General features: G+C 66.6%; 20 protein-coding genes. 8 read left to right on the top strand and 12 right to left on the bottom strand.

Translation table 11 applies throughout. From position 1 onward, the window contains the following. Positions 1-44 precede the first annotated feature (44 nt). Both AAGA11_12455 and AAGA11_12450 read left to right on the top strand, forming a co-directional pair. Positions 45-773: a hypothetical protein gene (locus AAGA11_12455; GenBank protein MEM9603668.1), complete on the top strand. Its 729-nt coding sequence runs from the start codon at positions 45-47 to the stop codon at positions 771-773. Between the two features lie 15 nt (positions 774-788). Then, positions 789-1,625 carry a hypothetical protein gene (locus AAGA11_12450; protein MEM9603667.1) on the top strand — a complete coding sequence of 279 codons (837 nt, stop codon included), beginning with the start codon at positions 789-791 and terminating at the stop codon, positions 1,623-1,625. A 3-nt stretch (positions 1,626-1,628) separates the two neighbouring features. Here the strand turns inward: AAGA11_12450 and AAGA11_12445 are convergent, their stop codons facing one another. Beyond that, the gene (locus tag AAGA11_12445) at positions 1,629-2,204 is read right to left on the bottom strand and encodes a TetR/AcrR family transcriptional regulator (GenBank protein MEM9603666.1); all 576 of its coding nucleotides are present in this window, start codon (positions 2,202-2,204) and stop codon (positions 1,629-1,631) included. A 78-nt stretch (positions 2,205-2,282) separates the two neighbouring features. Between AAGA11_12445 and AAGA11_12440 the strand changes: the two genes are divergently transcribed. The 6 genes from AAGA11_12440 to AAGA11_12415 all read left to right on the top strand — a co-directional run bounded on the left by AAGA11_12440 (position 2,283) and on the right by AAGA11_12415 (position 6,839). After that, positions 2,283-2,750: a DUF3995 domain-containing protein gene (locus AAGA11_12440; GenBank protein MEM9603665.1), complete on the top strand. Its 468-nt coding sequence runs from the start codon at positions 2,283-2,285 to the stop codon at positions 2,748-2,750. Positions 2,751-2,807: 57 nt separating this feature from the next. Beyond that, complete coding sequence (locus AAGA11_12435) at positions 2,808-3,347, top strand: NAD(P)H-dependent oxidoreductase (GenBank protein MEM9603664.1); 540 nt, start codon at positions 2,808-2,810, stop codon at positions 3,345-3,347. A 92-nt stretch (positions 3,348-3,439) separates the two neighbouring features. Further along, the gene (locus tag AAGA11_12430) at positions 3,440-4,498 is read left to right on the top strand and encodes an AbrB family transcriptional regulator (protein MEM9603663.1); all 1,059 of its coding nucleotides are present in this window, start codon (positions 3,440-3,442) and stop codon (positions 4,496-4,498) included. A gap of 82 nt (positions 4,499-4,580) precedes the next feature. Next, complete coding sequence (ppk2, locus tag AAGA11_12425; protein MEM9603662.1) at positions 4,581-5,504, top strand: polyphosphate kinase 2; 924 nt, start codon at positions 4,581-4,583, stop codon at positions 5,502-5,504. A 92-nt stretch (positions 5,505-5,596) separates the two neighbouring features. Beyond that, positions 5,597-6,292 (top strand): HupE/UreJ family protein, encoded by a 696-nt coding sequence (locus AAGA11_12420; protein MEM9603661.1) that lies wholly within the window; start codon positions 5,597-5,599, stop codon positions 6,290-6,292. A 1-nt stretch (position 6,293) separates the two neighbouring features. Further along, positions 6,294-6,839 (top strand): hypothetical protein, encoded by a 546-nt coding sequence (locus AAGA11_12415; GenBank protein ID MEM9603660.1) that lies wholly within the window; start codon positions 6,294-6,296, stop codon positions 6,837-6,839. Between the two features lie 7 nt (positions 6,840-6,846). Here the strand turns inward: AAGA11_12415 and AAGA11_12410 are convergent, their stop codons facing one another. The 11 genes from AAGA11_12410 to AAGA11_12360 all read right to left on the bottom strand — a co-directional run bounded on the left by AAGA11_12410 (position 6,847) and on the right by AAGA11_12360 (position 21,679). Next, on the bottom strand, positions 6,847-8,019 hold the full coding sequence (locus AAGA11_12410; GenBank protein MEM9603659.1) for a cytochrome c peroxidase: 1,173 nt from the start codon (positions 8,017-8,019) through the stop codon (positions 6,847-6,849). Then, positions 8,019-9,212, bottom strand: coding sequence for an amidohydrolase family protein (locus AAGA11_12405; protein MEM9603658.1), 1,194 nt, complete (start codon positions 9,210-9,212; stop codon positions 8,019-8,021). Before AAGA11_12405 ends, AAGA11_12410 begins: the two co-directional genes overlap by 1 nt. A gap of 66 nt (positions 9,213-9,278) precedes the next feature. After that, positions 9,279-9,809, bottom strand: a complete 531-nt coding sequence (locus AAGA11_12400) for a hypothetical protein (protein ID MEM9603657.1) — start codon at positions 9,807-9,809, stop codon at positions 9,279-9,281. Next, entirely contained in the window at positions 9,802-12,645 is a 2,844-nt protein-coding gene (locus tag AAGA11_12395) for a 2Fe-2S iron-sulfur cluster-binding protein (GenBank protein ID MEM9603656.1), read from the bottom strand. The genes AAGA11_12400 and AAGA11_12395 overlap by 8 nt, the downstream gene beginning before the upstream one ends. Then, entirely contained in the window at positions 12,642-12,908 is a 267-nt protein-coding gene (locus AAGA11_12390) for a sarcosine oxidase subunit delta (GenBank protein ID MEM9603655.1), read from the bottom strand. Before AAGA11_12390 ends, AAGA11_12395 begins: the two co-directional genes overlap by 4 nt. A 76-nt stretch (positions 12,909-12,984) precedes the next feature. Next, on the bottom strand, positions 12,985-14,241 hold the full coding sequence (locus AAGA11_12385; protein ID MEM9603654.1) for a sarcosine oxidase subunit beta family protein: 1,257 nt from the start codon (positions 14,239-14,241) through the stop codon (positions 12,985-12,987). Further along, entirely contained in the window at positions 14,238-14,891 is a 654-nt protein-coding gene (locus tag AAGA11_12380; protein MEM9603653.1) for a TetR/AcrR family transcriptional regulator, read from the bottom strand. Before AAGA11_12380 ends, AAGA11_12385 begins: the two co-directional genes overlap by 4 nt. Position 14,892: 1 nt before the next feature. Then, positions 14,893-16,431, bottom strand: a complete 1,539-nt coding sequence (locus AAGA11_12375) for a trimethylamine methyltransferase family protein (GenBank protein ID MEM9603652.1) — start codon at positions 16,429-16,431, stop codon at positions 14,893-14,895. Further along, positions 16,428-18,833: an FAD-dependent oxidoreductase gene (locus tag AAGA11_12370; protein MEM9603651.1), complete on the bottom strand. Its 2,406-nt coding sequence runs from the start codon at positions 18,831-18,833 to the stop codon at positions 16,428-16,430. The genes AAGA11_12375 and AAGA11_12370 overlap by 4 nt, the downstream gene beginning before the upstream one ends. Positions 18,834-19,028: 195 nt before the next feature. After that, a complete protein-coding gene (locus tag AAGA11_12365; GenBank protein ID MEM9603650.1) occupies positions 19,029-19,868 on the bottom strand; it encodes a universal stress protein in 840 nt (279 codons plus the stop codon). A 173-nt stretch (positions 19,869-20,041) separates the two neighbouring features. Next, the gene (locus tag AAGA11_12360; protein ID MEM9603649.1) at positions 20,042-21,679 is read right to left on the bottom strand and encodes a sulfatase-like hydrolase/transferase; all 1,638 of its coding nucleotides are present in this window, start codon (positions 21,677-21,679) and stop codon (positions 20,042-20,044) included. Positions 21,680-21,780 lie beyond the last annotated feature (101 nt).

Raw genomic sequence — 21,780 nt, 5'->3', positions numbered from 1 at the left:
GACCGACTGGTGAACAGTTTTCGACAGTATAGGCAGTCCCCTCGATGGACGTTTCTCCCGCCGTTCAGGCGGTTTGGCGTTGGACAACGGTGCCGATCGCGTTGGTCGCGTTGTTTGTCGTGTTGTATGCCGCTTCGTATGCGAACAATGCCCGACAGCGCGCCCCCCAACCGCGGGTCATCGAGCTCTGGGCGACCGACGAGGCGGTGCCGCGCGCGGACACGGCGTCGGCTGACGGGACCGTGATCCTGCTCGCGCCCGAGCCGGCTGACGCGACCCCGACGAACGCGGACGCCGCAGCCCGCGTTGTGCGGCTGCCGACCGATCTCCTGCTCGACTATTTTGGTGACGATGCCGACTTTTCCGAGGTGCCGCGCGTGATCGAGGGCTACATCGGCAAAGTGAAGAACCCGTCCCGTATGGTGGGGCGCATCACCGAGATCGCGCACGACGCCGAATCCGATGAGTCCGTCGCGCCCTTGTCCGCTGGGCCGGTGGTCGCGACGCGACGCACTGACGACCGCGCCTGGCTGGATGTGCGCGTTCGACTCGACACGCCCGGGGCGTCGGTCGGTGATGTGATGGTCGCCATTCACCAGAAGGCCGGACACGGACCGGCCGTGCTGATCTCGCCGGCCACCGTGAGCGACGACGGCGAGCTGAGTTTCCCCGTCCGTCGTCGCCACCTGCCGACATCGGGTTTGCGTGTCCGTGTGTACAGTATGGGCTCGTTGATGCCGTTGATAGTGGAAGGGGATGTGGTAATCGACTAGGCAGGGGGTCAGGCCATGGCGACGAGTGAGGAGAAGCGCTTTGCGCTGGGACTCGGAGTGGCCCTGCTTGTGCTCGGGCTCGGTGCGCTGGCGGTGCAGTTGGTCCAGGACAGCGTGCCGGAAGACAGCACGGCGCAGCGGGCGACGCCTGTGGTCACCGCGTCGGACCCGTCCGGTTCGTCGGCGGCTGTGACACCGGAGCCAACCGGGCCGACCCGCGCCGCGGCAGCGGCAGACACTTCGGACCGAGCAGGTCGCGTCGCAACGCCGGACCGGCCCCGCGAGACCGTGCCCGAGTCGGCGGCGCTTGACGACAAAACGGCAGCGGAGGGCGTCGCTCAACCCGTGCCGGTGATCGACCGCGTGCCGCTGGCGTACTTCGACGACGACGCGAGCCCGATCGCCCTGCCCACCGTGCTGGAGAAATACATCGACCGTGTCGAGCGTGGCACCCGATTCATGGCGCGGCTTGAGGCCATCGTCGCGGACACGACCCTACCTGCGCTTGACAGCGCACCCCTGGATCTGCATTTCGTCGAACGCAGCCAGACCAAACGGCTGAGTTTCAATGCACGCCACACCACGGCCTGGATCGAGGCAGCTTTTGCGGCTGACGCGGCCACAACCGCGTCGGACGTGCTGGTCGATGTGCGGCGGGTGGACGCCGGTGGCGCGACCGGCGATCGGCTCGCGTTGTACTTCGCCAGTGTCCAGTCGCATGCGGGTGAGCGCAGTTTTGCGATCGAATCCGAGCTTGTCGATGGCCCCGTGGCGTTGACCGTTTTCGCGGTCAGCGACGTGTTGCCGACCTTGGGGCACGCCCGGTTCGATCCCGACCGTATCGGCGACTGAGCGTCAGGGGGGTGTCAGGGCTTCAAGCAGGCCGTCGAGCACCTGATTCAGCGCCGATTCGCGAAGGCGCACGCCGTGCTGGGGCAGGGCGTCAAGGCCGACCAACGTGGCGTACAGGGTGCTGGCCGACAGGCGCGCCTGCGCCGGGGGTGCGCCGGCTGCCTTGAACAAGGTGCGCACGTACCGTATGCGCGTGTCGTCGACCGCCGTCACGGTCGCCTGCGCGGCCGAGTCGTGCCGTGCCCAACTGCGCAGTGCCGACTCGACACCGGCCCCGCCATAGCGTTTCGGTGCCGTTGCCGCCGCCAGGCCGACCAGGGTGCGCAGGCGCCTGTGCGGGGTGTCCGCAGTGCGCTCGACCTGGACAATGATGTTGTCTGTGGCCTCTTGTCTCCAGTGCTGCAGCATCGCAGCGTGCAACGCCGAGCGGTCGCTGAAGTGCCAGTAGAACGACCCCTTGCTGACGCCCAACTCGCGCGCCAGTGGCTCGACTTTTACCTGCTCGATACCGCGCTCGGTCAGGGTGCGGAAGGCTGCCTGGATCCAGTCGACGGGTGAGAGCTTCGACGCGCGGGTCATGCCGGCACCATACGCTACCGTATTGACTCCTTCAATGCATCCATTTACCATACGGTGGCGTATGTTTTTGGAGCCGCCGTGGAGACGCTTGCTGTACTGCTCGCTGCCGTGCTTGTCGGCATCGCTGGCCTGCACCTCGCCTGGGGGTGTGGTCTTCGCTGGCCAGGGGAGGACGAGCGCACGCTGATCGACGCCGTGATCGGCCGCCCCGACGTGCACCGCATGCCCGGTCTCGGTCTGTGCCTCGTGGTCACTCTGGCCCTGCTCGCAGCCGCGTTCTGGGCGCTTTGGGCGGCTGGATGGGTTGCGGTCCCGGACGGCAGCGTCGTCGGGCTCAGCGTGCGAGAGATCGGGCTCTGGCTGCTGGTCGCCGTGTTTCTCGGGCGCGGAGCGGCGACCTACCTGCCCGGGCCGCTCTCGGGTGCGGTGGAGCCGTTTCGTACCCTCGACAGACGGCTCTATGCGCCACTGTGTCTGGCGCTGGGTGTCGGCTTTCTGGTTTTGCTGTCAGTCGGTCTGTCCGTTGAAATCGACAGTGCACCTTGAAAGCGTCAGGCGATACCACCAGTTTGCTCCCGTCGACACCCACCCGGAGGCGCACCCATGCGCGTATTGAGTCTGGCAGCCAGCAACAGCCGGTCGTCCATCAACCGTGTGCTCGCCGAGCACGCGGCCACCGTCTTTGTCGCCGAGTTCGCGCCCGAGGGCAGCGTCGATCGGCTCGATATCAACGACTTCGAGATGCCGCTCTACAGCAGTGACCGTGAACAAGCGAACGGCGTGCCGGCCCTGGCACAGCAGTTCAAGGACCGCATCGCCGCCGCGGACCGCGTGATCATCTCCTTTGCCGAGCACAACGGACACTACTGCGCGGCCTTCAAGAACCTGTTTGACTGGGCGTCCCGGCTGGAAGGAAAGGTCTACCAGGACAAACCGATGGTGCTGTTGTCGACCTCACCCGGACCCGGCGGCGCGGCGTCGGTGTTGCGTGCCGCGATCGAAAGTGCGCCGTACTTCGGGTGTGAGCTGCGAGGCAGCCTGAGCGTGCCGCGGTTTCACGACAACGTCGATGCTGCTCGGGGTGAACTGACCGATCCGACACTCGCTGCGGCGCTGCGTGAGGAACTCGCGAAACTGCGTTGAGCAGACGGCGGCGACACGTGCCGCCGTTATACTGTGTCGATGCACGCTGATCTCGTCGGCACGGCGACGCCGTGGTTGCCTCGGAGCCCCTTGTGAGCAGGCCGGCGGCGGGACTGCTGGTGCTCACCGCCATCGCGGTGGCCGGCGGGTGGCTCGCGAGCCATACGCTCTTGCCGATGCCGTGGATGCTCGGCAGCCTGTTTGCCACCGCGCTCAGCGCGCCGCTGTTGGCGCGCGCCTTTCCTCAATGCCCAACCTACCCTGAGCGCGTGCGCCGGGTCTGCATCGCGATCATCGGGGTGATGATCGGCGCGAGCTTCACGCCGGCGTTGGTGTCGATTCTGCCAACGCTGTGGGTCTCGCTGCTTGCCATGCTTGCATTCGTTCTGCTCAGCCACGGTGTGGGCTACACGCTGTTTCGGCGGGTGGGTGGCTACGACCCCAAGACCGCCTTCTACGCGTCGATGCCGGGGGGGTTGATCGAGGCGATCGCCTTCGGCGAAGCCGCTGGGTGCGATGCGCGTACCCTCACGGTGCAGCACTTCACCCGCATCGTGTTGGTGGTGATGGTGGTGCCGCTGACCCTGCTGCTGTGGCACGGCACCGCGGTGGGCAGTGCCGCGGGCGAGGCGCTGTCCCGGGGCAGGTGGCACGCAGCCGACGTGCTGTGGGTGGCGGGTCTGGCGGCCACCGGTCTGGCGGTGTCGCCGTGGCTGCGGTTGCCGGCGGGTCACCTGATGACACCGCTGCTGGTCAGCGCGGTGCTGCACGCAGTCGGGTGGGCCGCCGTTACGTCACCCGAGTGGCTGTTGCACGTGGCCCAGCTCGTCGTTGGCGCCGGGCTCGGGACACGCTTCGTCGATTTTGATCGGCGGCAGTTGCTGCGCGCGCTTGGCATGAGCAGCCTCTCGATCAGCTGCGTGCTGGTGCTTTCGTTGGGGTTTGCGATAGCGCTGTCAGCGGTGACACCCTTGCCAGTGGAAGCGCTGTTCATCAGCTTTGCCCCGGGCGGCGTCACCGAAATGAGCCTGATCGCCTTGAGCTTCGGCGTCAGTCCGATGTTGGTTGCCTTGCACCACCTCTTGCGCATCACGATTACTGTTGGTTCCGTGGTGATCTGGGCGCGCCTCTTGTGGGGCGGGGGACGCTGACTGGCGGGGAGCTTGCACGTGTCACGTAGCCGACACATCATGCAGCCATACTGGTCGGATCATCGGGAAAATCGCCAGAGCCATGTCCGAGTCAACGCCACCACAAACGAATTTGCGCGACTGGATGGAATCCGAGTTCGAGGACTCGCTCGACGAGATGTATGAGATGGAGTTCGCTGAACCCTTGCTCACCGAGGAGCTCCGTCGATTGTACAAGGACGCGCACCCGGAACGCCTCGATCGACGCGTGTACTACCGCAATCTGCTGCGTCTGCAGGGCGAACTCATCAAGCTGCACGATTGGGTGCAGGACACCGGTGCCAAGGTCCTGATCATTTGCGAGGGGCGCGACGCCGCCGGCAAGGGCGGGGTGATCAAGCGCATCGCCCAACGCCTGGACCCGCGCGTGTGCCGCGTGGTGGCCCTGCCAAAGCCCACCGAGCGCGAGCAGTCGCAGTGGTACTTCCAACGCTATGTACCGCACCTGCCGGCCGGGGGTGAAATCGTTCTGTTCGACCGGTCGTGGTACAACCGCGCAGGCGTCGAGCGCGTCATGGGTTTTGCCACCGAGGACCAGGTGGAACAGTTCTTCCGCGACGTGCCGGAATTCGAGCGGATGCTCGTGCGTTCCGGTGTGACCGTGGTCAAGTACTGGTTCTCCATCACCGACGAGGAGCAGCAGCTGCGCTTTCTGATGCGCATCCACGATCCTCTGAAGCAATGGAAGCTCAGCCCGATCGACCTCGAGTCACGTATCCGCTGGGAGGACTACACGCGTGCCAAGGAGGAGATGTTCGAACGCACTAACATCCCCGAGGCGCCCTGGTACATCGTCGAGGGCAACGACAAGAAACGGGAACGGTTGAACTGCATTGAGCACTTGTTGTCGCTGATACCGTACCGCGATGTGGACCGGGATCAGATCGAACTGCCCGAGCGCCAGTTCGACCCCTATTACGAGCGTCAGACCCTCCCCGACGAACTCTACGTGCCGAAGATCTACTGAGCGGCCAACGCAAGCGCGGGCGACGGGGGTCCGCGGGCTGCGTGTTCGGCCCGGACTGCTAGGCTTAGGCCACCGAGTCCGGACCCCGGCCCATGCGGCAACTCTCCATTCTGCAGTGTGTGTTCGCCTGTGTGTTGATGGTCATTGGGTTGAACCTTGCCTGGGCACACGGGGTGACCGCGGGCGACGCGGCGTTCATCGAGAGCGTGACGGGTGTCAGTGTCGGTCCCTGGTTGTACCTGGGCGCGAAGCACATGGTGACCGGCTACGACCACCTGCTGTTCCTGCTTGGCGTGGTGTTCCTGCTTGGCGGCGCGCGCGACGTGCTCGTCTACGTGACGCTTTTTTCGATCGGCCACAGTCTCACTTTGACGACGGGCGTGCTTGCCGACATCCGTGCAGACGCCTACCTGATAGACGCGGTGATCGGTCTGTCGGTGGTATACAAGGCCCTCGACAACCTCGGGGGCTTCGAACGGCTGGTCGGTTGGCGGCCCTGGCCGAAAGTGGCGGTGTTCGCGTTCGGGCTGTGTCACGGGTTTGGTCTCGCCACCAAGCTCCAGGATCTCGAGATACCCACCGACGGCTTGATGGGCAAGCTGCTGCTGTTCAATGCAGGCGTGGAACTCGGTCAATTACTGGCGCTCGCGGGCATCGTGCTCGTCGTCCTGCTCTGGCGGCAGACCGGCCGCTTCACCGCCTGGGCGGTTGCGGCCAACGTGCTGCTGATGATGCTCGGTTTCCTGTTGACTGGCTACCAATTGCTCGGCTATCTGAAGGCTGCCTGACATGTCCAAAAGTGCCTCTGAAGACCCTGTACGCACCGCGTTGAGTACCACGAACTTGCTGCTGTCCACCGCAGGCGCTGCGGTGGTTGCGCTCGCCGTATTGGTCACCGTGGTGGCGCCGGCGGAGTACGGGTATGACCCGACCGGTATCGGTCAGCGCCTGGGATTGGATGCCTTACACAACACCGTACCGTCGGCGAGTGTCCTGTGGCACGCCGACGGTGGCCGTCGCAGTGACAGTGCGCGGATCAACCTTGCGCCGGGGGAAGGTGTCGAGGTCAAGGCCACCATGCAAGCGGGGCAGCAGTTGTTGTTCCGCTGGCAAAGCGACGGCAGCCCGCTCCACCTCGAAATCCATGGCGACCACCTCGACAGCAGCATCCCGTACAGCAGCTACTGGGTCGAAAACGGCGTCGACCGCGGCGAGGGAGGGCTGACGGCGCCCTTCGACGGCTACCACGGCTGGTACTGGCGCAACGACACCGCGCAACCGGTTGTCGTGACGGTTGACGTGGAGGGCTACTACAGCTTCTTTGCCTCCAACTGAGCTGCCGTCAGCGTACGGTCACCGGGCTGAGCGTTTCGAGGAAGCGCACAAGATCCGCCCGGTCTCTGTCGTCGAGCGGGAGCGGACGCAACAGCGCCTCGCCGTCACTGTGCAGGCGGTCTGGGTCGATGTCGGCGTAATGGTCGATCACGTCGCGCAGGCTCGCGAGACTGCCGTCGTGCATGTAAGGACCTGTGGAGAGCAAGTTGCGAAGCGACGGCGTGCGCCACTGACCGAAATTCACCTGTCCCAGTGTGACCGTATCGGTCTTGCGTTTTTCTGCAGTGCCTGCGGAGCTTGCATAACTGCCAAGCAGGTTGAAAGGGTCGCGCCGCACCCGTTTGATGCCGAGGTAGCGGCCGCCGTCGACCTCACCGACGCCAGTGAAAAAGGGGCGCCCGATGTCGTGGAACTCGCCGTTGGAAAACGCCGGCCCCACGTGACACACGAAGCACCTGGCCTCGCCGACAAAGTGCTTGAGGCCGCGTTGTGCCGCGGCCGGGTAACGTGCAATTCCGTCGGCGTCGCCATCCAACAGGGCCACGCGGAACTCATCGAACGGGGTGCGCGGTGATTGCAATGTGCGCAGGTAAGCGCCAAGTGCCTTGGCAATGAACACCGTCATGTCGGTGTCGGAATCGAGGTTAAAGCCGAGGTTGGGGGCGTGCGCGTCGACGGCGGCCTGCAAGGCGTCGTCGTCGCGCAACCGGGCGGCGATGCCCTCGGCTGTAGCAGCCATTTCGATCGGTGACAACATCGGGCGCAGGCTCGCGGCCCAGAGGCTGTCGGCGCCGCCGTCGCGACCAAACCAGCGCTGCAGTCCCACGCCGAGCAGGCCCTGGGTGTTGCGGGTGTGTCGGGCTTCGCCCAGCGCCACCGGCACGCCGTCGCTGAACCCGCGCACCGGTTGGTGACAGGTGATACAGGCGAAATGTCCGCTACCCGACAACCGGGGGTCGCGGAACAGCGCCTCGCCGAGCGACTCTGCCCACGGTCGGCCGGACAATTCGTTGCCGGGATCGGGTGGTGTCGCCGTCGGCCAGGGGCCGAAACCTGTGATGATGGCGCGTTCGCCGGCCGAAAAATCGGGCCGCAGCTCGGACCCGTCGGCGCTCTGTCCGGCGAGGCCGAGCACCACAATGGCGAGCAAGCCGCCCAGCGCCGTCGAGAAGCTGCCCATCAGTTCACGCTGAAATCCCGGGTGACCCGCGTCCGCCCGCCGTCGCTGCGCACGACGACTTGCCACTGCCACTCGCCCGGCATGTGCAACACCACACCGTCCACTTGCACCTCGTACGTGTCGGCGGTGTGTTGGGTCACCGTGTGGGTCGGCGCGTAGTTCATGCCGTGGCCGTGGGTCGGCATGCGCGCGTCGAGGGACACGCTCGTGATATCGAGATCGGCGTGGCACACCGTGACGACCGCCGTAAAGGCTTGGCTGACGACAATCGGCTCGACCGCCCTGACCGCGACCCCGGGTGCCTCGCTGGCGTATGGCTCACACACCGCCTCAGCGGCCGTGTCCGCGCGGTTCGCGTCCCAATGCGGCATGAGCAGCTCGTGGGCGTTGCGCCACGCCACGCGCTCGGCCACGTCCGCTGGCAGGTTGCTCAACCAGCGGCGTGACGCTTCAGCGTGGCTCGGCAGAAAATACATCCGCTCGGGTGTGTAGGTGTCGGTGCCGAGCATGATCCGATCGGGATGTGTGGTGAACAAGGTGACCCACTCCTCGCTCAACCCACCGTCGTAACTGACGTCACCGCGAAACGCGAGGTCGGCCCACAGTCGGTCGTGTTTGGCCAGCATCGCGCCGATCTCCTCGGGCTCGTCGAAGCCGGCATGCGCCCACAGCACTTTGACTGTCGGGTCCTGCGCAAGCAGGCGCTCCACCGCGTCGGCGTCCGAATGTGCGTGCAGCACCAGGTTGTGTTCCACGGCGAGTTCGACGATGCGCCGCGGTATCGGCAGCTCGGCGTCGCTGCCGTAGAGGTGGAATTCACCAATGGTCGCATAGCGGTTGCGCGCGAGCAGCGCCTCGACGTACGCGAGGTTTGTCTCGCTGGTCAACCAGGAACTGAGTTCGCCGCGCCGCGTGTAAGGGCGCAAGCCTGGCACGATCAGATCGGGTGCGAGCGCTGACAGCAGCTGCGTTCCGCGGTCATCCGAGCTCGAGACCAGGGCAAACTTGAGGTTGGCCTCGCGCATCAATTCGATCACGCGCGCGGGCGGCGTTAACTCGACGGAGTCGTGGCTGTAGTGGACGTGGGCGTCTGCGATGGGCAGGTGCGCGGTGTCGGCGGACGCCACAGCGGCGCAGAACACGGCCGCGGTGGCAGCGGTCCGCGCGTGGCGGACGACAGGAAACAAAGGCATGACGCAGATCCGATGTGCCAGGTCGGTCCGATGGTACTGTGTCTGGGGGCGGTAGTGGGAGTGCCCTCATGCCTGCGCGCCGCTGAACCACAGCCAGTGGTAGGCGAGCTGCGCCGGGTCGACCAGCAGCCACCACGCCCCTGGCGCGCGCACCAGAACCGCCGGCTGGCCGGCGAAGAGCAACGTTGCGGCGGGGCTCGGTTGCCTCAGATTCACACTCGTGCCCTGCTGCAACAGGGTCTCGGTCCCGTCCCCGCTTAGGGCGAGGCACGCGTAGCCGCCGTCGATTCGGCTCACCGCGAGGCCGGCATGCCCGTTGCCGGTATGCCCGACGCCGGGACGCCACCCCTCGTCGAGCTGATCCACGACGTCTCCCACGCTGAGAATGCGATCGCGGGCCAGGCGAATGTACGCAGCGTCGGGGTTGATCAGCTCGGCAAGACCGGACAGGGTCGTACCCCGATCTGTCGCGAAGTGCATGACGTCCCCTGACACCAGTGCCATCGGCGGCAGCGACGCGACCGTGATGGTCACGTCTCCCGCGCACAGCGTATCGCCGACACGGGGCGAGGTCTCCGACCAACGGTGTTCATCCATCGAGGCGACCTCCCTCGGGGTCGAAAGCGCAGGCAGGGACCACGGTCGCCTCGCGTGTGCTGTCGAGGTGGAACACCCCGATGCGCTCGCCTTGCCGTGCCGCACCCCGCTCGAGTTGGGCGAGGGCAACGGGCCGCTCCAGGCTCGGGCTCATGACACTGGACGTGACGAACCCAAGTGAGCGCCGAGCGCCACCGAGCGGCACGAGGTGCGCGCCCGTGACCAACGGAGGCTCGCCCGCCGCCACCTGCAAACCGACCAATTGCCGCCGCTCGGGGTCTTCAGCCGCGTCGGTGAAGAGCGAGCGCTTGCCCTGGTATTCATCCGTGCGTTTCGCGCGCGGCGCCGACCACCCGAGGTCGTGGGGCAGGGTGCCGCCGTCGGTGTCCTTGCCCACCAGTATGTAGCCTTTCTCGGCGCGCAAGATCAGCAGCGCTTCCAAGCCGATCCAACCGCCGCCGTGCGCGGTGGCGGCCGCGTCCAGCGCTGCGTGCAGGTCGGCGACATGGGTGCGTGCGATAGACAGTTCGAAACACAGGTCACCCGTGAAACTGACGCGTGCGACCCGCACCGGCTGCCCGCGAAACCGGCCGGCACCAAGGCCCATGTGCGGCACATCGGGCAGAGACACACCGCTGTCCACCAGCACGGCGCGCGCCTGTGGCCCACTCACGCTCAGCGTGCTGTAGTGGGGCGTCAGATCGTGGACAAACACGCGTCTGGGGTCGAAACGGTCCTGGCGTGCTTCCTCGAGCAACAGCCGAACACCGTCGACGTGGCTCGAGGAGGCCGAGACGACGAAGTGTGTCTCCGACACGCGCAAGACGACCCCATCGTCGTAGACCACGCCGCTCTCGCCGAGCAGAAAGCCGTATCGGGCGCGCCCGACGGGCAGCGTCGCCATGCGCCGGTAGTTGACGTAGTCGAGCAGCGCCGCTGCATCGGGACCGATGACGTCGAGCTTGCCGAGCGGTGAGGCGTCGATCACCGCCACGTGATCACGCGCCATGCGCGCTTCACGCTGTGCCAGCGCTGCCTCGTCGTCTCGTCCGTATACCGCGGGCCGCAGCCAGCCACCGTACTCGCGAAACTGCGCACCCCGGCTGCGGTGCTGGGGTTCGAGTGCCAGGCGCTTGAGCGGATTGAACAGTTCGCCCCGGCGTCGGCCGCCGATCACGCCAAGCGGCACGGGCACGAACGGCGGGCGGTAGGTGGTGGTGCCGGTCTCGGGAATGCTGCGTTGTGTGACGCCCGCCATCGCGGCGAGGCCGGCGAAGTTGCTGCTGCGCCCCTGATCGGTCGCCATGCCCAGTGTGGTGTAACGCTTGAGGTGTTCGACCGATTGGAAGCCCTCCTGCGCAGCGAGTCCGATGTCTTTCAAGGTGACGTCGTTTTGCGGGTCTATCCACACTCGACCCGGCATGTCGGCGTCGGGGCGGAACGCGAACGGCGGATGGCGGGGTGTCGTCTCGGCGTGCGGCGCGGCGCCCTGGCCCTGCGCCGCTGCGTGGCCCTCGGACAGCGCGTCAGCCAGGCCGAATGCGCCATTGGCAGCGCCGGCGACAGTCAGGTGATCGGCGAACGGCCGCGGCACGAGGGCGTCGACCGCATCCGACCAGTCCAGTTTGCCGCCGGCCTGGCAATGCAGGTGCACGCTCGGCGTGTGGCCGCCGGACACCAGCACGGTGTCGGCGTCGAGGCGCGTGCCGTCGTCGAGCGTCACGGCCTCGACGTGCCGTGACCCGTGCGCCCGCACCACTTGACGCCCGCTGCGGTGCACGACTCCCTCGGGTGCCGATGGTGTGTCGCTGCGTGCGTCGACGAGCTGGACCGTCGCCCCGGCATCGGCGAGTGCAGCAGCTACGGCGTAACTGCTGTCGTTGCCGGTCGCCAACACGATGGTCCGACCGGAGACGGCGCCGTGCAGCACCAGGTAATGCAAGGCCGCCTCTGCGGAGAGAACGCCGGGAAGGTCGTTGTTGGCGAACCACAGTGGCCGCTCGATCGCACCTGTGGCGACGACCACCGCACCCGCACGAATGCACCACAGCCGGTCGGGTGCACCCTTGCGCCGTTCCCACGCGGTGTAGGTGCCGTGGTCGAACGCGCCCCAACAGGTGGTGTTGGTCAGGACGCGGCCGCCGCTCTGGCGGATCGTGTCGACGCACTGCTCGGCGAAGCGCGGCCAGGGTGCCCCGTCGACGTCGCCACCGCGCCACCGCAGACTGCCGCCCACGGCGTGTGCGTCGTCGATCAGCCACACGGGTCGACCGCCCACCGCCGCGGCGCGCGCGGCAGCAAGACCCGCGGGCCCGGCGCCGACCACGAGCAGCTCACAGTGCGCGTTTTGTGTCGCGGTGTCGGCCGGTGGGTGCCAGTCGGCGTCGACCTTGCCAAGCCCGGCCATGCGTCGGATCATGGGTTCCCAGCGCATCCACCCGAACTGCATGAAGGTCTTGTAGTAGAACCCCGCCGGCAGGAAGCGGTGCAGACGGTCGATCAGCGCGCTGCGGTCACGCGCCGCCGTCGGCCGGGTGTTGACCGAGCGCAGCACCATACCGTCTTGAAGTGCAAGCGTGGTCGCGCGGACGTTTGGCGTGTGTTGTTCGCCGAGGGTTACGTCGACGATGGCATTGGGCTCCTCGCCCGCGTAGCCCCACAGCCCGCGTGGCCGGTGGTACTTGAAACTGCGGCCCAGCACCCGCTCGCCCGATGCCAGCAGGGCGGAAGCGAGGGTGTCACCGGCATAGCCGCTCATCGGCGTGCCGTCGAACTCGAACTGCAACACCTGCGCACGGTCGATGTCGACGCCCCGGCTGGCGCGCCAGCCGCTCACGGCTCACGCCCCGGCAGGGCCGACGAACCGAGCACCTCGCGCGTCACCGTGTCGCGTTCCATGAGGAAGAACTCGCCGCAGCTCAGGTGCACCCAGACCTCGCGGGCCGGGCCCCGGGGTGCGGCCTGCGCGTGGAGGTAGCGGTACCAGGCGTCTGCATCGACCCTGTCGGCCGGCTCCGGCCGGTGTCGCCCGGCCTCGGCACCGAAATGAAACTCGGTCTCGTCGCGTTCGCCGCAGAAGGGACAGAGAAATCGTTGCACTAGCGTCTCCCACCCCGGCCTGTGCCGGGTCGGTTCGTGCGCAGCTGCGTCCCGTGAGGGAATCGGGTCAGCGTGTTCAATGGGCGATCCCCGAGCCGGCCGCTTCGTCGATCAGGCGCCCGGTCGTGAAGCGGTCGAGGTCAAAGGGTCGACTGATTGCGTGGTGTTCGCCGGTCGCCAGCAGGTGTGCCAGCAGCCAACCACCCGCCGGTATGGCCTTGAACCCGCCGGTGCCCCAGCCGCAATTGATGAACAGCCCGCGCGGCCCCACCGGGCCGATGATCGGCGAGCTGTCGGGCACGACGTCGACCACGCCGGCCCACTGGCGCAGCAGCTTCAACTGGGCAAAGGTCGGGAACATCTCGAGCAAGCCGGACACCACCACCTGTTGCACGGGCAGGTTCCCGCGTTGCCCGTGTGTGGGTACGCGGTCGAGGCCGCCGCCGAAGACCAGCTCGCCCTTGTCCGATTGCGAGACGTACGTGCCGGTACCGAGGTAGAGCAGCACGGTGTCCAGGCACGGTTTGACTGGCTCCGAGACGAAGGCCTGCAGGGCGTAGGTGTGGATTGGCAGCGCGACGTCGACCAGCGCGGCCAGTCCGGGAGTGGCACCGGCGGCCGCAATGCCGACGCGCTCCGTTCTGATCGCACCGCGGGTGGTCTGCACGCCTGAGACCGCACCGTCGGTGACATCCAGCCCCGTGACGGTGCAGTTTTCGATGATGTCGACACCGAGCGCACTCGCCGCCCGCGCGTAGCCCCAGGCCACCGCGTCGTGGCGTGCAACCCCGGCACGGCCTTGCCAGATGCCGCCCTGGCAGTGGTAGCGCGCGTCGGCCGTCCGGTTCAGCAACGGGAGGCGTTTGAGTGCCTGTCCGCGCGTCATCAGGTCGCCATCGACGCCGTTCAGGCGCATGGCGTTGGCGATGCGGGTGCAGATTTCCATCTGCATTGGGGTGTGTGCCGCAATCAGCATGCCGCGCTGGCTCAACATCACGTTGTAGTTCAGCTCGTCACTGAGGCCCTCGTACAAGCGCAGCGCGAGGTCGTACAGCGCCACGCTCTCGGGAAAGAAATAGTTCGAGCGCACGGCCGTGGTGTTGCGGCCGGTGTTGCCGCCGCCGAGCCAGCCTTTTTCGACCAGGGCGACGCGGCGCATGCCGTGGTTCTTGGCAAGGTAGTAGGCGGTCGCGAGGCCGTGGCCGCCGCCGCCGACCACGACCGCGTCGTAGTGGCTGTCCGGTGCGGTCTGCTTCCGCCAGGCAGGTTGCCAGGTGGGTGCGCTGCGCACGCCCTCGCGCAGCAACCGCCAGGCGCTGTACCGGTCTGTCATGTGGGGATGACCTCGAGCGCGTAGGCGCGCAAGGCCACGATCTCCGCCTCGCGGGGTTCGACGCCGGTGAAAGCGTAGAGGTAATCGCGGGTGCGGGCGAGCCGGGCTTCGATCGGCTCGGCGAGGTCGAGCGCGTAGTAACCGATCTGCATGAAATACAACACCCGCGCCCGCACGTCCGCGAGCGCGGGTTCGACCGCGAAGCGTTCAAACAGGGCGGCGATGGCGGCAATGCGCTCGTTGTCGCTGCGGTCGATGACGTCGCGAACCCGTGTGTCCCGTCGTGACCATTCGCGCACGGCAAAGTCGAGCTGCTGATCGAACAGGGCCGGGTTGACGAAGCAGCGAAAGAGATTGCACACCGCCTCGGTGACAGTGCGCGCTGGAGCCTCCGCGTGCCGGCAGAGGATCGCCGTGTTGGTGGCCTCCCACTCGGCCAGCAACGCGTCGCACAGGTCCTGACGGCTCTCGAAGTACCAGTAGAAGCTCGAGCGCGACACCGCGAGTTCCGCCGCGAGGCTGAGGATCTTCACCTCGCCGATGCCGGACTGAATCAGGCGCGCACGGGCACAGGCCAGCCAGTCCTCGCGGGTGACCTTGATGTTGCCGGCGGGCAGTTCGTCGACCCGCGCAGACGGCGAGGTCGCCATCTCAGCTCACGACCTCTGCGCCACCGGCGGCGGTGTGCGACTCGATGTAGCGGTGCAGAGAGTCGATGCGCGCGCCGTCGAAACGCGGGCCGGTGTCTGCCTCGACGATCCGCTGCCACCGTGACGTGGCCCGCTCACTCGCCGTTTTCGCGCCGTTCTCTGTCCAGGTGCCGAAGTTCGACCAGTCGGCCACCAGCGGTTCGTAGAACGCCGTGGTGTAGCGCGCCATGGTGTGCTCGCAACCGAAGAAGTGCCCGCTCGGTGCCACCTCACGCAGCGCATCGAGCGCGATGTCGTCGTCGGAAGAGCCGGTCGGCGTGACGCAGAGTTCGGCGACCATCTGCACCACCTCGAGGTCGGTGATCAGTTTCTCGTAGGACACCGTCAATCCGCCTTCGAGCCAACCGGCAGAATGAATGACAACCGTGGAACCCGCCATGATGCAGCCCCACAACGCAAACTGTGTCTCGTTGGCCGCCTGCGCGTCGTTGATGTTGGCCGCGCTGCCCGAGGCACAGCGCCACGGCAGGCCGAGGAAACGGGCGAGCTGACCGGCGACCAGCGAGGCGTTGAAGTGCTCCGGCGTACCGAAGGCCGGGGCGCCGGACTTCATGTCGACGTTCGACGTGAAGGTGCCGTAGCAGACCGGTGCACCGGGCTGGACGAGCTGGGTGAGGGTGATTGCGGCGATCGCCTCGGCGTGCGACAGCGTGATGGCCCCGGCGACGGTGACCGGCGCCATGGCACCCATCAGCGTGAACGGCGTGATGATGGACACCTGCTTGGCCTTGGCGAAATCGATCAGGCCCTGTGCCATCGGGATGTCGAGCGTGCGCGGCGAGTTGGTGTTGATGATGGTGTAGCAGTGCGGCTCGGCGTGGAACGCTGCATCCGAGAGGCCGCGGAAGTCGCGCAACATCTCGAAGCTTTCGAGCACCTGCGGGGTGCCGCGCGAGAACACGAACGGTACCTTGTCCGAGAGCGTGAGCTGCGCCTCCATGGTGGCGTAGTGGCGGACGTGGGTCGCCACGTCCTGCGGTTCGACGAGCGGTGGCACCATGTGCAGCACGTCGAAATGCTGGGTGAGCTGGATCAGCTCGCGGAAGTCGCGCTCACTGCCTGGGCGCCGACCCCGTTTGAGGTCGGTCGCATGCGGTGCACCGGCACCGGGCTGGAACACGAGACTGCCGAGTTCCAGCGTGACGTCACGGCCCGCAGCGCCACCGCGCATCTGAATGCGGCGTGGTGCCAACGCCAGCGCCGCAGTCACGATCTCGCGACCGAGGTAGACCATGTCCTCTTCGACGCGCGCGCCAGCCTGCTTGAAATAGGCGCGGGCCTCGGGCAGCAGCACCCTGAGGCCGAGCTCCTCGAGCGCGGTCAGCGCAGCTTCGTGCATGGCCTCGATACGGTCGGCGGTGAACAGGTCGACGGGTTTGAACGGGTTGCGCAGCTGGCGGTAGTCGGGCGCACGGCCCGGTTTGTCCTGGCTCGTGGCTCGGGCGCGTCGGCCGCGCCGTTTCGAGCGTGCCTCGCTCATGCGCGCATCGCCTCGCCGGCCGGGTCGACGGGTGATGGCGGGATCACGCGGCACGGCCTTGCCTGACCGACAATGTGCACGGTCAGCTCGCTGCCGACTTCGCTGTGCTCGGGCTTCACCAACGCGAGCGCCAGCGACGCGCCGACCGTGTGACCGTAGCCGCCGGACGTCACGTAGCCGACCAACGTGTCGCCGTGCCACAACGGCTCGAAGCCGCTCGCGTCCGCGTCGGTGGCGTCGATCTCGAGGGTGACCAGGCGACGCGCCGGGCCGTTGCCGTCGCGCTCGGCGATCGCGGCGTCTCGGCCGTTGAAGGCCGCTTTGCTCCAGTCGATCCAGCGGTCCATGCCGGTCTCGCCTGGCGTGTACCCCTGGGTAAATTCGGCCGACCAGATGCCGTAGCTCTTCTCGAGCCGCAAGCTCAGCAGTGCATTGAACCCGTACTCGATGAGGCCGGAGTCGGCACCGGCGTCGAGCAGGGCGCGTCGCAAGGCGGCTTGGTCGCCGGCGCGGCAGTGGATTTCGTAGCCGAGCTCGCCGGTCACGGACAGCCGGCCAACACGTGTGCGGATCAAGCCGATGTCGAAGGCACCACAGCCCATGAAGGGCAGGGCACCGACGTCCGCGTCGGTCAGGCGTTCGATGACCTCACGCGACTTGGGTCCGGACAGGGAGAAGCCCGAGATCTCTTCGCCGAGATCACGCACCTGGACATCGCCCTGAAGGTGATCGTCGAACCAGCGCATGTGCCAGGCGCGCAGGTAGTACGAGCCCATGATCCAGTAGCTGCCGTCGCCCCAGTTGAATACGGTGAGATCGCCCTTGAGGCGACCGTCGTGGCCCAGCATCACGGCAAGGCGGGCGCGGCCGGGCTTTGGCAAAGTGGTGGCAAACAGCGAATCGAGCCAGCGTGCCGCGTCGCTGCCGGAGACCTCGAAACGGGAGAAGCCCGTGATGTCGAGCAGACCCACACCGCCGCGCACGGATGCGCACTCGGCCGCGACGATATCGAAGGCGTTGGAGCGCTTGAGCGTGGGTGTCTCCTCGAAACCGGCCGGCGCGAAGTAGAGCGGCACCTCCAAGTCCCAGCTGGCGCCCCACCGGCAGCCGGCCTGGGCCATGTCGCTGTGCGCGCCGGCCATCTTCAGTGGCCGACCCGCGGGCAGCTGCTCGTTGGGGTAGGTCATCACGAAACGGCGGGTGTAGAACTGCCCGGTGGTTTCCTTGATGTACTGCTTGTTCTCTGCGAAGGCGCCGTAGCGCGCGACGTCCATGCCGTAGACGTCGGCCTCGGGCTCACCGTGGATGATCCACTCGGCCAGCGATTTGCCAACCCCGCCACCCTGGAGAAAGCCTGCCATGACTGCGCACGCGCACCAGTAACCGCGTTTGCCGGGGACGGGTCCGACGAGGGGGTTGCCGTCGGGTGAGAATGTGAACGCGCCGTTCACCCAGGTTTTGATGCCCGCGTTCTCCAGCACCGGGTAGCGCGAAAAGCCGAGCGCCAGCTCGTTCTCGATGCGGTCGAGGTCCGGGTTGAGCAGCTCGATGCCGTAGTCCCAGGGTGCACCGTCCATCATCCAGTGCTGGTGTTGTATTTCGTAGATGCCCAGCAGCATGCCCTGCTGGTCCTGGCGCATGTAGGTGAAGCCCTCGAGGTCGACGATCATCGGCAGCTCGTTTTCCAGTGCCGCGACTTCCGGGATCGACTCGGTGACGAGGTAGTGGTGCGCGAGCGGCGACACGGGCAGCTCGATGCCGGCCATGCGCCCGACCTGCTTGGCCCAGAGGCCGGCCGCATTGACAACGTGCTCGCAGCTGACCGTGCCCTGCTCGGTCTCCACGCGCCAGCCGTCGGCGGTTTGCTGCAGCGACAGCACGCGGTTGTGCTCGATGATCTCGGCACCGTGCTTTTTCGCGGCGCCCGCGTACGCGTGCACGGTGCCGGTGGTGTCGATGTAGCCCTCGCGGTCTGCCCACATGCCGCCGAGCACGCCGTCGACGGACATGACCGGTGCGACCTCGCGGCATTCCTCCGGGGTCATCAGGCGCACGTCGTCGATGCCGATGCTCTGGAACACGCGGTAGGCCGACTGCAACCAGTCCCAGCGGTCGGGGGTGCCGGCGAGCGTCAGGCCCCCGGTCATGTGCATGCCGACAGACTGCCCGGATTCGGTTTCGATCTCCTGGAGCAAGTCGATGGTGTAGGCCTGCAGCGCCGCGATGTTCGGGTCGGCATTGAGCGCGTGAAAACCGCCCGCCGCGTGCCACGACGACCCGGCCGTGAGCACGGAGCGCTCGATCAGGCACACGTCTGACCAACCGAATTTGGCCAGGTGGTAAAGCACCGATGACCCGACGACCCCACCGCCGATGACCACAACCCGATAGTGCGATTTCATGTGCTGCTCCTGTGACGCCCGCGATGGATAGTAATGGACAGATGTGTCCAGTGGCGGTGAACCTACCCCTTGGCTCACTGCGGGTCAAGGGGGATGTCAGCAGTTTGCTCGGCCAATGCCGTGCCGAGTTTGCAGGCGGCACGGCATCGGCTGGTCACCGACAACGGCGGGCGGCGTCGGTTTGGCGCGCTGTTGTCAGTGCGACAGGAACACCGGGACCGTCATGTGTTTGAACAGCGTATGTGTGACGCCCCCCAAGAGGATTTCCCGCAAGCGTGGTGTGCCGTAACCGCCCATGACCAGGATGTCCGCGCCCGTGTCGCTGAGGTGGTTGAGGATGACGGTCGACGTGCTGATGTCACCGGCATCGATACGGCTGACGCGCGCGTCGATGCCGTGGGTCGCGAGGAGGCTCTGGAGTCCGTCTCCCGGCGCGTGATCGGAGAAATTCTCGAAGTTCGCCGGATTGACAACCAGGATATTGATGTGGTCGATCTGTGCGAGCACAGGCAGGGCGTCGTGTACGGCGCGCGTAGCGGCCCGACTGCCGTCCCAGGCGATCACGCTGGTCTTGAACGGCACTTCGTGCGCGCCAATGTAAGGCACACAGATGACGGGCCGGCCCGAGGACAGCATGACCTCTTCCGACATGGCCGATACCTGCGCGGCATGGGGACGTTCGGGGTTGGCCTGTCGCACCACGCACAGGTCGTACAGCCTGGCGATGCGGGCGAGTTTCTCGCCTGCACGGCCCTCCTTGCACTCGAGCAGGCGGGTATCGCACACAACCTGTGCATCGGCGCATGCGCTTCGGAAGGCCTCGTGTACGGTGTTCGCGGCGGCCCGTGCCTGCCCGATCGCCGACTTACCGTCGCCCAATCCGAGGTTTCTGAGCAAGCCTTCGCTCGGCAATTCGTTGACCACGATGCCGGTCAGGCGAGCGTCGTGTGCCTTGGCGAGCGACAACGCCAACTGCACGCGTGCCGGGTTCGACGCGCCGTTGTCGAGGTAGACGAGAAGGTGCTTGTAGTGCATGTGACGCTCCTGATGTGTTCGTCGGGTTTCAGTGGGGTTTTTGCACGTTGGCTCTGCACGGTTCGCGCGCCAATTGGCGCCGAGCTTCCGCGCGGCTCTCCGGGCTGCGCACCGTTGTGTCCAGAACCGACCCGCAGCGGCGCCATCGAGCAAGCGGTGCGTGTATTGCAGTTTTATGCAAGCGTGTCTCGCACATCGCCCTCGGGCAGGTCGTCGAGGTCCCACAGGCCGACGTTGATGCCCCGGCGCTGGGATTTGCCGCGCATCGCGAGCATCTGCTCAGCCGATCGCGTCTGGCGTTGCGATTCGCGGAGACCCCACCGGTGCAAGGCCGCCATCAGGCGTTCGCACTCCGCTTCGTAGGTCGGATCGCGCCCGAGGTCGCGCAGCTCGTCTGGGTCGGTGTCGAGGTCGAAGAGCATCGGGGGCATGTCGGGCGCGTGCGTGAGTTTGTAGCGGCCGTCGAACACCATGAACAATCTGGCGTCGTCGATCTTGTCGCCGTGCACGGCTTTTCCGGACGGGAAGATACCGTAGAAATACTCGCTGATCACATGTCGACGCCAGGTCTCGGGTGGCGTGTTGTGCAACCACGGCAGCAAGCTCGCGCCCTCGAGTCGGTGCGGCTGCACGGCGCCGCCGGCGACATCGACAAACGTGGCCGCGAGGTCGATCGACTCGACCAGCGCGTCGCACACCGTGCCGCGGGTCGCGTCCGCGTCCGCTGACGGGTCGCGGATCAGCAGTGGCACTTTCGCGGAAGGCTCGTGAAACAGGTCTTTTTCGCCGAGCCAATGGTCACCGAGAAAGTCACCGTGATCCGAGGTGAACACGATCAAGGTGTCCTCGAGTCGCCCGGTCCGGGTCATGAAGTCGAGTAGCTCCCCGATCTGGTCGTCAAGCTGTTTGATCAGGCCCATGTACGCCGGGATCACCGCCTCGCGCACGCCCTGGCGCGAGAACGCCTGCGAGCTTCGGTGGTTCATGAACGCGGCGTAGACCGGGTGGGGGTCAACGCGCTCGTGGTCGTCGCGGACGACGGGCAGCACGTGTTCAGCTGAGTACAGGTTGTGGTACGGCGCCGGCACGATGTACGGCCAGTGCGGTTTGATGTAGGAGAGGTGCAGGCACCAGGGGTCGTCACCGGCGTCTTCCATGAACGCCATCGCCTGCCGCGTCGTCCAGGGTGTTTCGGCGTGCTCGTCCGGCACCGCTGCCGGCTGATCGCAGTGTTTCATCAGCCAGCCCGACAACCGCGCGCCGTCATCGTCGCGCGCGCTGTTGGCAAAGTCGTGCCACGGGTTCTCGGTGTCGTAGCCGAGCGTGCGGAGGTAGTTCTGGTAGGGCGTGTCCGGCCCGGCCGGGTCGTACCACCCGTCCGGTCCCTGGCCATGCAAACCGTCGTCGCGTGCGTAGGGTTCAAAGCCGCACTGCGTGACCAGGGTGCCAATCGGTGAGGCGGGGTCGATGCCGAGGCGTGCCATGCCCTCGGCGTCCGCGCGCATGTGGGTCTTGCCCACCAACGCAGTGCGCAGACCGAGCGGACGCAGGTAATCGCCCAGCGTCATCTCGCCCACCTTCAACGGGATGCCATTCCAGACAGCGCCGTGCGACTGCATGTAGCGGCCGGTGTAGAAGCACATGCGTGAGGCGCCGCAGACGGGAGACTGCACGTACGCTCGGCTGAACCGCACGCCCTCGGCGGCAATGCGATCGATGTTGGGGGTGTGCAGGTGCGGGTGGCCCGTGCAGGACAGGTAGTCGAAGCGCAGCTGGTCGGCCATGATGAACAGGATGTTGCGGACAGTCATGCGCCGGGCTCGTCGAATCGGTGTTTGATCATCCAGTATACGTCTGTCGTGGTGATCGAACACTCGGGCGGCACGGTGGCAGCGCATTGCGGTGAACCCGC

This window comes from Pseudomonadota bacterium, assembly GCA_039196715.1.
Classification (GTDB): Bacteria; Pseudomonadota; Gammaproteobacteria; order CALCKW01; family CALCKW01; genus CALCKW01.
This window is presented reverse-complemented; position numbering and strand designations above follow the sequence as displayed.

Coding starts and splice junctions, on each gene's coding strand:
- AAGA11_12455 (MEM9603668.1), top strand. CDS start 45: ATGGACGTTTCTCCCGCCGTTCAGGCGGTTTGGCGTTGGACAACGGTG.
- AAGA11_12450 (MEM9603667.1), top strand. CDS start 789: ATGGCGACGAGTGAGGAGAAGCGCTTTGCGCTGGGACTCGGAGTGGCC.
- AAGA11_12445 (MEM9603666.1), bottom strand. CDS start 2,204: ATGACCCGCGCGTCGAAGCTCTCACCCGTCGACTGGATCCAGGCAGCC.
- AAGA11_12435 (MEM9603664.1), top strand. CDS start 2,808: ATGCGCGTATTGAGTCTGGCAGCCAGCAACAGCCGGTCGTCCATCAAC.
- ppk2 (MEM9603662.1), top strand. CDS start 4,581: ATGTCCGAGTCAACGCCACCACAAACGAATTTGCGCGACTGGATGGAA.
- AAGA11_12420 (MEM9603661.1), top strand. CDS start 5,597: ATGCGGCAACTCTCCATTCTGCAGTGTGTGTTCGCCTGTGTGTTGATG.
- AAGA11_12415 (MEM9603660.1), top strand. CDS start 6,294: ATGTCCAAAAGTGCCTCTGAAGACCCTGTACGCACCGCGTTGAGTACC.
- AAGA11_12410 (MEM9603659.1), bottom strand. CDS start 8,019: ATGGGCAGCTTCTCGACGGCGCTGGGCGGCTTGCTCGCCATTGTGGTG.
- AAGA11_12405 (MEM9603658.1), bottom strand. CDS start 9,212: ATGCCTTTGTTTCCTGTCGTCCGCCACGCGCGGACCGCTGCCACCGCG.
- AAGA11_12400 (MEM9603657.1), bottom strand. CDS start 9,809: ATGGATGAACACCGTTGGTCGGAGACCTCGCCCCGTGTCGGCGATACG.
- AAGA11_12385 (MEM9603654.1), bottom strand. CDS start 14,241: ATGACAGACCGGTACAGCGCCTGGCGGTTGCTGCGCGAGGGCGTGCGC.
- AAGA11_12380 (MEM9603653.1), bottom strand. CDS start 14,891: ATGGCGACCTCGCCGTCTGCGCGGGTCGACGAACTGCCCGCCGGCAAC.
- AAGA11_12375 (MEM9603652.1), bottom strand. CDS start 16,431: ATGAGCGAGGCACGCTCGAAACGGCGCGGCCGACGCGCCCGAGCCACG.
- AAGA11_12370 (MEM9603651.1), bottom strand. CDS start 18,833: ATGAAATCGCACTATCGGGTTGTGGTCATCGGCGGTGGGGTCGTCGGG.
- AAGA11_12365 (MEM9603650.1), bottom strand. CDS start 19,868: ATGCACTACAAGCACCTTCTCGTCTACCTCGACAACGGCGCGTCGAAC.
- AAGA11_12360 (MEM9603649.1), bottom strand. CDS start 21,679: ATGACTGTCCGCAACATCCTGTTCATCATGGCCGACCAGCTGCGCTTC.